General features: G+C 36.3%; 11 protein-coding genes. 8 read left to right on the forward strand and 3 right to left on the reverse strand.

Annotated elements, in window-relative coordinates:
• Positions 1 to 2 precede the first annotated feature (2 nt).
• From FBQ94_RS09600 to FBQ94_RS09635, 8 genes are all read left to right on the forward strand, one after another.
• Positions 3 to 1949 (forward strand): ATP-binding protein, encoded by a 1947-nt coding sequence (locus tag FBQ94_RS09600; RefSeq protein ID WP_083849323.1) that lies wholly within the window; start codon positions 3 to 5, stop codon positions 1947 to 1949.
• The gene (locus FBQ94_RS09605) at positions 1900 to 2853 is read left to right on the forward strand and encodes a diguanylate cyclase (RefSeq protein WP_007222990.1); all 954 of its coding nucleotides are present in this window, start codon (positions 1900 to 1902) and stop codon (positions 2851 to 2853) included. The genes FBQ94_RS09600 and FBQ94_RS09605 overlap by 50 nt, the downstream gene beginning before the upstream one ends.
• Before the next feature lie 21 nt (positions 2854 to 2874).
• A complete protein-coding gene (locus tag FBQ94_RS09610; RefSeq protein WP_007222989.1) occupies positions 2875 to 3615 on the forward strand; it encodes a tetratricopeptide repeat protein in 741 nt (246 codons plus the stop codon).
• Positions 3616 to 3789: 174 nt separating this feature from the next.
• A complete protein-coding gene (locus FBQ94_RS09615; RefSeq protein WP_285442108.1) occupies positions 3790 to 4125 on the forward strand; it encodes a phosphoribosyltransferase in 336 nt (111 codons plus the stop codon).
• A 198-nt stretch (positions 4126 to 4323) separates the two neighbouring features.
• On the forward strand, positions 4324 to 5694 hold the full coding sequence (locus tag FBQ94_RS09620; protein ID WP_007222987.1) for a trypsin-like peptidase domain-containing protein: 1371 nt from the start codon (positions 4324 to 4326) through the stop codon (positions 5692 to 5694).
• Positions 5695 to 5776: 82 nt separating this feature from the next.
• On the forward strand, positions 5777 to 6394 hold the full coding sequence (locus tag FBQ94_RS09625; RefSeq protein WP_285442109.1) for a reeler domain-containing protein: 618 nt from the start codon (positions 5777 to 5779) through the stop codon (positions 6392 to 6394).
• A 4-nt stretch (positions 6395 to 6398) separates the two neighbouring features.
• Positions 6399 to 6977: a hypothetical protein gene (locus tag FBQ94_RS09630; RefSeq protein WP_007222985.1), complete on the forward strand. Its 579-nt coding sequence runs from the start codon at positions 6399 to 6401 to the stop codon at positions 6975 to 6977.
• 870 nt (positions 6978 to 7847) lie between these two features.
• The gene (locus tag FBQ94_RS09635) at positions 7848 to 8633 is read left to right on the forward strand and encodes a hypothetical protein (RefSeq protein ID WP_007222983.1); all 786 of its coding nucleotides are present in this window, start codon (positions 7848 to 7850) and stop codon (positions 8631 to 8633) included.
• On the opposite strand, the gene otsB is transcribed toward FBQ94_RS09635, so the two are convergent.
• The 3 genes from otsB to FBQ94_RS09650 form a co-directional block, all read right to left on the reverse strand.
• Positions 8628 to 9443: a trehalose-phosphatase gene (gene otsB, locus FBQ94_RS09640; RefSeq protein ID WP_007222982.1), complete on the reverse strand. Its 816-nt coding sequence runs from the start codon at positions 9441 to 9443 to the stop codon at positions 8628 to 8630. The genes FBQ94_RS09635 and otsB overlap by 6 nt on opposite strands.
• Positions 9440 to 10912 (reverse strand): alpha,alpha-trehalose-phosphate synthase (UDP-forming), encoded by a 1473-nt coding sequence (locus tag FBQ94_RS09645; RefSeq protein ID WP_040544907.1) that lies wholly within the window; start codon positions 10910 to 10912, stop codon positions 9440 to 9442. The genes otsB and FBQ94_RS09645 overlap by 4 nt, the downstream gene beginning before the upstream one ends.
• 460 nt (positions 10913 to 11372) lie before the next feature.
• Positions 11373 to 11777 (reverse strand): phosphate-starvation-inducible PsiE family protein, encoded by a 405-nt coding sequence (locus FBQ94_RS09650; RefSeq protein ID WP_007222980.1) that lies wholly within the window; start codon positions 11775 to 11777, stop codon positions 11373 to 11375.
• Between the last annotated feature and the right edge of the window lie 610 nt (positions 11778 to 12387).

The following is a 12387-nucleotide window of genomic DNA, read 5'->3' on the forward strand; positions in this document are numbered from 1 at the left end:
CAATGAGAAAAATAAGCGTATTTAGACGATTAGGGTTTAAAATGGCCTCATGTATTTCTCTTGTAGGGCTTTTGCCGTTGTTTATTGGTTTATTTTTTTTGTTTAAAAGTACTGAGAGTTTTATAAAAGATGAAGTCCTTAACAATCTTGGCATGCTAGCTAAAAATACAAAAGAAGAGATACATCGTTTTATAGAAAGCTGCGTGACAGATATGAAAATGCTGGCAGAGAGCGAAAGTATGAGAAGTACACATATATCTGTCGATAAGAAATTATCTGAAATGAAAAGAATCCAAGAATATTACAAGCGTTTTGAAGATATTACGATGATCGATGTAAAAGGCCGTGTAATAACATCTACAGCATACAATTATCAGGGTGAATGGAAATCGAAAAAATGGTTTCAAGAGGCGATAAACGGTAAGGTATATATTTCTGATGCACATATTATCCTTGATCCTTATGAGGTTGTCGTTGCCATTGCTGTTCCGCTCGTGGATGATAAGGGGAAGATACAGGCAGCCATTGTTGGACAGCTTAATATGAAACGTATATGGGAGATTGTAGATACTATAACCATAGGGAATACCGGGATTATCGCAATTGTTAATAACTTACATTACTTCATTGCTCACCCCAGAAAGAAGAAGTTATTTCAGCATGCACCTTTTGATCCGGATAAACAATCCGGGGTTGTTAATGCGATAGAACCTGATTTTAAAACGTTTATTTACAGTTCAGAGAGATACGTGGGTAACTCAGAGTATGAGTTTCCTAACTGGCGGGTTATTGTTGCACAAGAGAGAAGGGATGCGTTATCCAATATATTGAGGTTGAAAAAAAATGTTGTATATGTTTTAAGCAGTAGCTTTTTATTGGTAATACTCATGAGTATTATAGTCTCAAAAGGTGTAGTAAAACCTATACATACCTTGATTCACGGGATGGAGAAAGTATCTGATGGTGATTTAAACTACAAAACAAATATAAAGAATAGAGATGAAATTGGCTTGTTAGGGATATCTTTCAACGATATGATAATGCGGTTAGGCAAAGCAAGGGCTGAAATACAGAGAAAAACAGAGGCATTGCGCGATGCATTTAACCAAATTAACGAATTAAACGTTAATCTGGAGAAAAAAGTAGAGCATCGGACGAAAGAATTGAAAGAAAAACAATTTCAGTTGATTCAGTCTGGTAAACTGGCAGCTATTGGTCAGTTGGGGGCTGGTGTTGCTCATGAGTTGAATAATCCCATGACAGGTATCCTGGGCTATACACAATATATGCTAGAGAAAGTATCAAAGGAAAATGTAAGGACAGAAGATATTTCTACCTTTAGGAAGTGTTTACAACACATAGAAAATAGCACATATCGTTGCAGGGATATAGTGCAAAATTTGCTTCAATTCGCAAGAAAATCGAATGAAATTTTTGAACCTTTGAATATAAACAATGTTATAGCAGATACGTTATCTCTCATAAAAGGCCCGCTGGTAGCGAATAAGATCGAAGTGGTGAAGAATTTAGTGAATGACGTAGATCCGATTGATGGAAATGCTAATCAGCTACAACAGGTATTTATTAATATAATACTGAATGCTCAGCAGGCAATGCCTAAAGGAGGACATCTGTTTATTTCGACGAGAAGAAAGGGCAGAGTTGTAGAGGCTGAATTTAAAGATACGGGTTGTGGAATTGCTGAGGAACATATGGAGCGAATATTTGAACCTTTTTTTACAACAAAGATGGATTGGAAAGGGACTGGACTTGGATTATCAATATGCTATGATATTATAAAAAGGCATAATGGAAATATTATGGTGAGTAGTAAAATGGGAAAAGGGGCTATTTTTACTATCATACTGCCAGTACCGATACAGAAGGATGATGAGAGTAATGAACAAATCGATAGAGGCGAAGGAACCTGTACGAATACTCATTGTTGACGATGAAGAGATAATTCGTGATTTACTTTATGATGCGCTCTCCCAAACGGGATATAAAGTAAAGGTTGCAATAAACGGAAGAGATGCGGTTAAGCAAATTGAAAATGAGCCTTTTGAAATCGTGATTACTGATCTTAGGATGCCTGGCATAAGTGGTATAGAATTATTACAGCATGTACTCAAGATGAACCCTGATGTATGTGTATTAATTATGACTGCCTATGGTACGGTAGAATCGGCAGTTAATGCAATGAAGTTAGGTGCGTATGACTATATTTGTAAACCCTTTGAACTGGAAGAGATGAAAATCGTTGTAGAGAAAGCTGTAGAAAGACAGTGGCTGTTACGGGAATCCCGGATGTTGGAATTTTATAGGCATCTTTCCATTACTGATGGTCTAACCAAGGTTTATAATTACAGACATTTTCATGAATTTATAGAGCGTGAACTACAAAAGGCAAAAAGAAATTCGAGTACATTCTCTCTCTTATTTGCCGATGTTGATGATTTTAAGGTCTACAATGACTTGAATGGCCATCTAGCCGGAGATGAAATACTCCGTGAGTTAGCCTCTATATTTTTAAATACAACACGAAAGACAGATTTTGTAGCCCGGTATGGTGGTGAGGAATTTACGGTTGTTTTACCTGAAACGACTATAAATGCCGGTTTAGGCGTGGCGAACCGGATCATGAAAGAAGTACGGTCTAAAAAATGGATGTATGCAGATATTCTCTCCAACAAAGGGATTACCATGAGTATGGGTATGGTGGCATATCCAAAAGATGCCTTATCAAAAGATGATTTAATCAGAAAAGCTGATGATGCTATGTATCATGCAAAAAGATTAGGTAAAAATAGGGTATGTTATTTTAAGGAAGATGTAATTGTCGAAGTTGAATAGATAACTCTATAAGGTGAATTTATGATAAAGCAGCATATAATTCTTGTGAAGATAATCGCTGGATTACTTCTGATATGTTTTCTGGTAACAGGGTGCGGGGATAAAGCAAGTTACCATGACAGGAAAGGGCTTGCCCTCTATAATCAGAGGAAATATGATGAGTCAATTGCAGAATTTAAGAAAGCATTGGAAGTGAACCCCAACCATTACAATGCCCGTTTCGATTTGGGAGTTGTTTATTATACAAAAGGTATGGTAAATGAATCGATAGCGGAACTAAAAAAGGCAATTGACGCAAATCCTGATGAGCCAAAGGCACATTATAATATTGCTTTTGCTTATGTAGCCAATAAGAAATTTGAGGATGCAATTTCTGAATACCAAAAAGCAATAGATCTGTTTGCAGTAAAAAAGGACAAAAAAGAGGCGGAGGGATATTTGTACCTGGCTATTACGTATAGTTTAATCGAAAAGAATGAAGAGGCTTTTATTGCATGTAAAAGGGCTCTGGAGATTAATCCAAACCTGGAGGATGGACATTATTTCATGGGTGTTTGCTATTTTAAAAAGAATATGTTTGATGATTCTATAGCAGAGCTTAAAAAAGCCGTTCAGTTAAACCCTAAATCAGAAAAGGCACATAGTGTTCTTTCTGTAATTTATGATAAGCTTGGAATGGTTAACGAGGTTATGGAACAAAATCGTATCCTGAGGCAACTCTCATTTGAAAGGGAGAACGATGAAAGATATTCAAAAAAGTAGGAATAGAGAGAATGATTTAAAAATACTTGAGCGATCTCTTGCTCCAGAAACTAAGGCAAACAGGCGATATCAATGAGCAGTATGATATCGTAATGGGTCTATTATGCGATAGTGTCAAGATGCTTCTGATCTTGTTAAATTCTAAAAATATGAAAATGAGGTGGAGGGCGTGGAATGGAGAAGGATATTGCAAGGGTAATAATCAGAGAAGAGCAGATTCGGAATAAACTTCACGAATTATCAAAGACGCTAATTCATGATTATCAGGGTAAAGAGTGGACGATCATTGCAATCCTCAATGGAAGTCTTGTATTTCTTGCTGATTTAATTCGGTTAATTCCCTTTCCTATCAGATTAGATACTATTGATGCCGCTACGTATGGTGAATATACTTTTCCCAAAGGAGAGACAAAGGTCGTACATCAATTTAAAATTGATATAGAAGATAAACATGTATTGGTGATTGATGATATTATTGATACGGGTAGTACAAGAGTTGTGTTCTCTTAAATCGGTTGAGCAGGCGGCGGCACCACATTCATCCAGAGTACTGTTGTTTTGATATTGGGGATGATTTTGTTGTCGGATATGGATTAGACTATAATAATAAATATCGGAATCTTCCCTTTATTGGTGTTCTCAAAGATGAATGTTACCGGCGCTAAAGTTTATCGTATCAGGATGAATTAAAATATAAGGAAGGCCTCGTTGAAAGCCATTTTTGTTCATTTGTCAGGTAGCCGCCGTGGAAATACAGAAGTTTTTGTTTCTGAAAAGATATCTATTGGCACAGACACTTCAAATGATCTTTGTTTTAATTCAGAAATGGATAAGAATACATCAAACCATCATGCTGAGATACAATTAAAAGGTTGTGATTATGTATTACATGATAAAGGGAGTTCAAAAGGCACCTTAGTAAACAATAGGCTGGTTAGTGAAATTGTATTGAAAGATGGTGATTTGATAGAGTTTGGTTCTGGCGGCCCCAGAATTCGATTCCGTATTAAGCCGGATGATGCTGATGTATGTAAACCATGGATGGAGATGCTGGAGGATTCTTTAGGCATAGCTCGCACATCTCCCAGGGGAAGACTCACTACTGCAACCGCATTTTTTAGGCAGCTTTTAAGGGAGGCGTTTACCCAATCCTCCCGGCTTTTCAAGGTAAGTGCTTTCATTGTTCTCTTTCTCGCCTCTGGCATCGTAATAACATTTTTTTCCCTGCAATATGTAAGACTCTCAAAGACAGCAGAAAAGGTGCGGCTCTTTGAGATTGAAAAATCGGTTGCTGAAAATATCATCAAAAAATATAGTAATGGTGTTTGCTTTATCCAGGGAACTTTTTATTTTTTTGATGAAGAGACGGGGGAGACACTTATGATGATGGGGAGAGGGCCGCGGGGTATTAATGAATACACAGGCAGTGGATTTTTAGTCAGTGCAGATGGCCTGATTCTAACAAACCGCCATATTGTTGAACCGTGGTGGGAGATGGAAGTGTCTCCTTACATCCATATAGGGCCTACGATTAAACCTAAACTTGAAGAATTCAGGGCATTTTTTCCTGGTGTTAAAGAGCCTTTTTCTTTAAAAATTGAAAAGATTTCTGAAGAGGTAGATGTTGCACTCCTTCGTATAGACCCTCGTGGTTCTCGTATGCCTGTTTTAGAATTAGATACTACGGGGAGTGGCGCAGTGGTTGGTGAGCCTATTGTATTACTGGGATATCCGGCAGGAGTTAATGCCATTTTTGCAAAGGCAGACCCTGAAACTGTTAAGCAGCTTTTTAACTTGCCGTTTATTCCCCTGGTACAGGAACTTTCGAATTGGGGCTTGATACGGCCACTTTCAACACAGGGTCATTTAAGTGATGTTATGAGAAACAGGATTGTTTATGATGCGCAAACAACTGCAGGTGGTAGTGGAGGGCCTATCTTTAATAATAAAGGGAAGGTTATTGGGATTAGTTACGGAATTTTTCCAGGATTTCGGGGATCAAGTTTTGGTGTTCCGATCAGCTACGGTATAGAACTGATTAAATCAATTACATCAACATCATTAAGTAAGAAGGATTAAAATGAGAAATAGTTATCTGTCTTTTTTGATCAAAAATAAAGGTAGGGATAGCGCGGGGCTTACAAAAAGGAGATTCAGGAAGATGTATTTTGTAATCTTATGTATCTTTACCTTGGGTATGTTTTGTAACTCTTTATATGCACATTCTGATGGTTCTCCTTTGTCCTGTCTTGGCAGCGGGGTTGATAAATTTAATTGGAACTTTTATGCTCCGGATAATTTTACTTGTGGTAATTTAGGTTGTCACTATCAATATCCCATTGGTTCCGGAAAGGGTAAGTTTATGTTGTTTGTACTGGATAAATGCGAGCCGGGAGAAATTGTTGACATCCTTGTCTCTTTTAAACAAACAGATACAGATTTTCATGGCTTTCAAATTACTGCACAGGACCGGTATTATAATCGACTGGTGGGTACATTTGTTAACGTAGGGGATGACGAAGATACACAGGTGGAAGCGAGAGGAAATTATGCAACTCATACAAAGAAAGGAACACAACAAAAATTTTGGCATGTAAAATGGCAAGCACCTCCTGCTGATTTTTGGATCGCCAACCCCGTAAGGTTTTATGCGATGGGAATCGAGGCTGACAATGATGGTACTGCTATGGGTGATTATATTTACAAGGCAACAAGGCTTATTATTGTAGAACAAAAGAAAGAACAAAAAAAACAGGTTCGGGCTTTAATGAAGGAGTAATTTTATGAAAGTAAAAATACTACTTGTAGGATTTCTGATGATTATCCTGAGTATATCATATAGAATTGATGCTTCTCCACTTGATTTTTCATGGAATGCACCGAAAACGTATGTACATAATGAAGGTACAAGCGGAGAAATCAGATATATAATATGGTTCTATAATTTGGGAAATACTTTAGAAAAACCTATACTAGTACCGATCGAAGTATTTTTAATGACGGATACCGGAGAGAAATGTCTGGATACTTACTATCCAGACATTATGGAACATGTAGCAAAGCTGGATGAAGATTATCAGGAAGGTAAAAAATATCAATGTGCTATCATAGCAAAAGGGGAATTAGCTCCTAAAACGACAAAGCATTGTATAGCGATGTTTGAGGATATAGATCCAAAGGTCAAACGCCTTGATATATTTGTAACCGGCATATCCCATTTCTTTTTCTGGCGTTGGAGGATGATTGATTATTCTTATAAAATCACCTATGAAAAAGAGTTTGATCATTGGAAACTCATTGAGCATGGGATGTCTAAAGATGCTTCTCATCGCTCATATGAGTTTGAATCAAGAGATTGGTGATGAATTGATACATTTTTTAAACGATGTGAGAATGTCTGCTTTAGCTGCAAGCTGTCAATCGTAATGACATGAACAGATGTGCCAGATGCCAGTGATTATCAAAATGTATACATAACGTCATATATCAGAGATGTAAATGCCATTCTCATGAAACCTGTCCTCTCCTTTTTGGATATAAGGCTAAATAGCGAGTAAATATTTTAAATTTTTTACTGGATACAGAAAGAGAATTCTCTTAAACTTAATTAAAATAAAAATCTTAATATCATTAAGAAGTGTTGAAAATATACATTTTCAATACCATAGGGAACAAATCTGAAAACTATGCCAACTTATTTAAAAACTTACCAGCTTCTGTCTTTTAATAATAAACTGGCCAAACACGATATGAGAATGGCCAGGTTAAAACAAAAGATCTCAGAAACATTTTACAATAAAGAAATGGCAGAATGTTTTTGTCGAATCCGGAAGTTTATCTCCTCAGTTCACAAGCAATCCAGAAAGACCACAGAGGGTATTAAAACGCCCTCATTGACTCTCCATTAAATCTTCGTTAATGGGGGGTAGTAGTATTATCAAAGAACAACAATCCTGATGCAAAGTTTACTCGTTATGTTTATCTATCTTTGTAAAAAACCTGAGTAATTACACATTTTGCAACTCATCCAATAATACCTGAAGAAAATAGAAAAATTACTGTTGTGTGGTAAGGGTTAGGATTAATAAAAAAAGGTATTAATCTCAATATCACTGCTATTACTTTTATAGGTGTTACTTAATCTGTCATTACCATAGGATCGTATAAAAAATTCAATTTTTGTATCTAAAAAATACATGAAAACTTATGGGACATATATAACTGAGGAATCAGTGCCTGGCATACCAGCTCCTGCTGGCCAACGCACAACTATCAATGCTGCTTTAAGGAATTTAAGAATAAGCGATTTACTAACGTTTATAGGCATTAATCTAAGATTTATTACGGAAAATATCATGAATGCCCTTATTTTCTTTAATATCCTGCAGCCTCTGGATCAGAATCAAAGGTATGATATACATACACCAAGCATACCCGATATGTGTGGAGAGACAGTAATGGTTATCGTGTTTACGATTGCATATTTGTTTCATACATCTGCACGCTTAAAAAACACTGTTACTGATATACCGATGTATCTCTATGATAGAGGAGTCACCCGGCATTTAGAGGATGGTCTTCAGAGATCAAAAAGATTCTTTTTTACAACAATTACAGGTTTTGGATTATATTTTTTCTCAAGATATTTTTTTTCGCCTATTTTAGAGGTAATCTTTATTGAGAATACCACAATAACATCCTTTGCATTGAATATTTTGAATGACATAATTAAGCTCTGTTCCCCTCTTATTTTTGTGTATGTGTATTGTCAATATTTAGCCGCACATAAGGCTGTTGCTCTCATGCTGTATATATTCTTCATTATACGGAATCTTTTTGCAACGAATGTGTTGGGATTCATTACTGAATATGATTTGCACGTGGGTGCTCCTTTTTTAGACGTGTTATCACCGATGATTGTTTTCTATTCTCTGTCTTACAGTATTGCAAGGATTGAATTGGTATCTGATACTTGTTTTTCTCTGGACGTCGATCCTGTTGTTGTTGAATATTCATAAAGGAGTTTGTGATTTCTGTTTATAGAGATACTCTAAAAAAGCAACTACCTCTTCAGGGGAATGAACAAAGTAATCTGCCGAAGATGTATTTGGCGGCTCTCCTACAAAAATCTTTAATCCTTTTTCGTTTAGTGCTGTAAATACCTCTTTATCTGCACTATCATCTCCTAAATATATAATGAGTGCATCGTTACTGAATTCTGGGGGGAAATAATGAGCCAACAGCCATGTAATTCTTGTTGCCTTGTTCCACTTCACGGGAGGCCGTATTTCATAAACCATCTTTCCTGTGCTTAGACAAAGCATTTCCTTGTCTAAAAAAGGTTTTGTTATAGTATGAAAGGTTTTCGTGATATATTCCATATCATGGGTTGTTTTTACTAAACGGTAATGCAAACTGATGGAAAGACCTTTATCTTCTATATATACTCCTTCAATGTGTCTTAGAGACTTCAAGAGTTGTAGGTAAATGTTCCAAAGGATATAGCGTGCCTTTTTAGCTTCTGGGCTAATGAAATATATATCAGGTCCTTCTATTTCTACTCCATAGTTTGCAACATACAGCGCTTTTTGTATATTAATTAATTTTTTTATTTGCTGTAAAGAACGTCCTGTAACTATGCCTAAACGAAATGCTTTGTGAGAAGAAAATTTTATGAGAAGTTCACGAACTTTTTCTGAAGGTATAGCGAGATCCGGATGCTCCTGAATCGGCGTTAAGGTGCCGTCATAATCGGATAAAAGGAGTATCCTTTTCTTGCTATGAAGAAGTTCATGAACCGTTTGAATATTATCGAACAGATATCTCATTGGTGTAATTTCGTCAATTCGTTTACAATATTTTGACTCCAATGGTACACGTTATGTTCAGATACGTATTTTCTCATTCGCTGCATTCTTTTTCTCTTTTCCTCCTCAGGTATTTCTATGGCTATCTTTATCGCCTCTGCAAAGGTATCTGTGGCATACGGATTAATTTCAATGCAGCCGGTAAGTTCTGAAGCAGCACCGGTAAACCGGCTGAGTAAAAGCACGCCAAGCTCATCGGAACGGGAGGCTACAAACTCCTTTGCAACCAGATTCATACCATCATGCAGGGAACTCACGATACAAACGTCCGATAAACGGTATAACGCCTGAATACTTACCCGATGAAAATGTGATTTTACTAACCGTATTGGCGTCCATCTGCCGCTATGGTATTTATGATTTATCTCATTCATCTGATCGTAGATCGTATCGTTATAATCCCGGTAGTCTGCAATATGAATCCGGCTTAAGGTGCCAGCCTGAACAAATGTAAATTTATTTCGGTACTCAGGATACTTTTCAAGAAATCGGTCAATCGCCATAAATCGTTCTGAAATGCCCTTGGTATAATCTACCCGGTCCAGTCCTATCCCAATAATCTGTCCCTTTAAACCCAGTTCTTTCCTGATACGGACCATCTCAGACTCAACCTCTTTTCCCTGTGCCTGCATGTTTAATTCATCAAAATCAATACTAATGGGGAAGGGACGAATATGGGTTGTCTTTCCACCCTTTGTAGCTGCAAATATTCCATAATCTATCTTTGACTCCAGATTCCGGTCTACCGTATCAAGGAAATTATTACAATGGTATTGTATGTGAAATCCTAAAAGATCATTTCCTAAAAGTCCCTCAAGAATTTCTTGACCCCATGGACATATGCGAAACGCCTCTCTATTTGGCCACGGGATATGCCAGAATTGTGCAACAAGCAAGTCAGGTCTAATCTCCTTGAGCATCTTCGGAAGCAGGGTAAAATGATAGTCCTGAATGAAAACAAACGCTTTTTCATTTCCTGCCTCTTCCAGAATAACCTTGGCAAACTTTTGATTTACCGACTTATAGGCTAACCAATCTGCCTCATTAAATTTCGGTTTGACATACACAATATGGCACAGAGGCCAGAGCGCCTCATTGGAAAACCCGTAATAAAACCGTTCTTCCTCCTCACGGGTAAGCCAAACCCTTCGAAGGGTATATTGTGGATGATCTGGTGGTACTGCAATGCGGTCGTTCCTGTCGACAACCTCCTTATCGGCGTCTCCACTTCCATAAGCAACCCATGTTCCGCCTTCTGCACGAATAATAGGGTCCAAAGCCGTAACCATTCCACTTGCAGGAACAATATAATGAATCTCATCACCAACATAATTGTGAATGTAAGGTTCACGATTCGATACCACTATAAGCTTGTAACCTTTCAGCTTGCTCGAAATCAGCTCTTTTAATGACTCACGCGTAGATATCATATCCAGTTAAAAGAAATCCTTAGTTTGAGTAATTACCAACTTTTTAATCATATGACCAATCATAATGACCAAAGAGACTGCAGGTATTATAAAGACCATGTCATGCATTTTCAACTTATTATCTTCTGCTTATGACCTTTTATTGCTGTATTCTCCTGTATGTTAACTATTATAAACTTATAAGTACGATAGTATAAGGTGGAATAGGTAGCCTATGCAAGGAAATTGTCTCAACATTAAAAATGAACATAAATAGCCATACATTAGGGAAAAAATAAGATTTGAGTAGTAAAATTTATGGCAAAAAATTTTAATTTTTTCCTGAGATTCATCTATAGGAAAATTTAATTAAAGATAATTGAATGGCTAGATTTATTTTGAATTTCTCTGTAATATTTTTATTTAAAGCACCCTTGGAGAAGCATAATTTAGTTCATTTTGGAGTTTTCATGCTGGAAGTTTAGCATCGGTGACTCTGTTTTAAAAGATAATATCCGATTGAAAGGGCTATGACGATAGCAGCTATGCCAAGGAGAGTATTGCTTGGAATCTCTTTAATATCAAGAATGATAACCTTACGTGCAATCGCAATCAAGGCCACAGTAAATACCACTTCAACATGAATCTCTTTTTCCAAAAGGTATGTTTTGACAGACTCCAATAATTCAATGCCTATTAAAACCAATAAAAAAAGTCCAAAAATGTCTAATAGCTCATTAATATCAAGTAAAAATTGTGGCGGGGTAAGAATAGATTTTACGATAATCAAACCCAAGTCCAAGGTGGAGAGAAACAGCACAATTATCATCATCAGAATAAGCGAGATAACAATTATCTTCTCGATCTTTTTTAAATAATCAAGCATATATACTCCTTGTTATAACTAAAAGCATTTATTTTTCGAAAATTTTTCTTACAATTCATATGAATATTTGTTACACATTAATTATAGGAGATTTTCCGAATTCAGAGCAACGTAATGAACTCAAAAGAGTACAAAAAAGAACAATTTCAACGTAACGCAGACAGAATCAAAACCATACCGTTCTTCTTCTCGATTTAGGCTAAACTTGTGAGCAAATAATAGAAGTTCTTTTACGAAAAGCCCCTTTATAATACATAGTATGATACATACGAAAAGTTTAGGATAGTGTACTTAAACTTCCTTCAGGACATCAGTCTCTGTCAAGAGAAATTACATACCCTTTTGGCAGAAAATTCTCAAATTATCGGTACTCAAATCTCGAAAACCTGATTTGTTCCACGATAGTTATACATTGATTTAAGTCTTATAATAACAAAGATAATCTTTATTTCATTATATATAGGTGTTCAGATGAAAATATTCTCATCAATTAAATCTAAAATGCTTACTTTTGGTCTTTCTATTTCACTTATACCGATCGTAATAATTACTACAATATACTATTTTCATACCAGAAGTATTTTAAGACAAAAAACCTTTCAAGATTTAC

It is taken from the genome of Candidatus Jettenia sp. AMX1, from assembly GCF_030263775.1.
GTDB classification, from domain to species: domain Bacteria; phylum Planctomycetota; class Brocadiia; order Brocadiales; family Brocadiaceae; genus Jettenia; species Jettenia caeni.

What these genes read in the sequence shown, in the direction of transcription:
- FBQ94_RS09600 (WP_083849323.1), top strand. Translation starts at nt 3, where the DNA reads ATGAGAAAAATAAGCGTATTTAGACGATTAGGGTTTAAAATGGCCTCA.
- FBQ94_RS09630 (WP_007222985.1), top strand. Translation starts at nt 6,399, where the DNA reads ATGAAAGTAAAAATACTACTTGTAGGATTTCTGATGATTATCCTGAGT.
- FBQ94_RS09615 (WP_285442108.1), top strand. Translation starts at nt 3,790, where the DNA reads ATGGAGAAGGATATTGCAAGGGTAATAATCAGAGAAGAGCAGATTCGG.
- FBQ94_RS09605 (WP_007222990.1), top strand. Translation starts at nt 1,900, where the DNA reads ATGAACAAATCGATAGAGGCGAAGGAACCTGTACGAATACTCATTGTT.
- FBQ94_RS09650 (WP_007222980.1), bottom strand. Translation starts at nt 11,777, where the DNA reads ATGCTTGATTATTTAAAAAAGATCGAGAAGATAATTGTTATCTCGCTT.
- FBQ94_RS09610 (WP_007222989.1), top strand. Translation starts at nt 2,875, where the DNA reads ATGATAAAGCAGCATATAATTCTTGTGAAGATAATCGCTGGATTACTT.
- FBQ94_RS09625 (WP_285442109.1), top strand. Translation starts at nt 5,777, where the DNA reads ATGTATTTTGTAATCTTATGTATCTTTACCTTGGGTATGTTTTGTAAC.
- otsB (WP_007222982.1), bottom strand. Translation starts at nt 9,443, where the DNA reads ATGAGATATCTGTTCGATAATATTCAAACGGTTCATGAACTTCTTCAT.
- FBQ94_RS09645 (WP_040544907.1), bottom strand. Translation starts at nt 10,912, where the DNA reads ATGATATCTACGCGTGAGTCATTAAAAGAGCTGATTTCGAGCAAGCTG.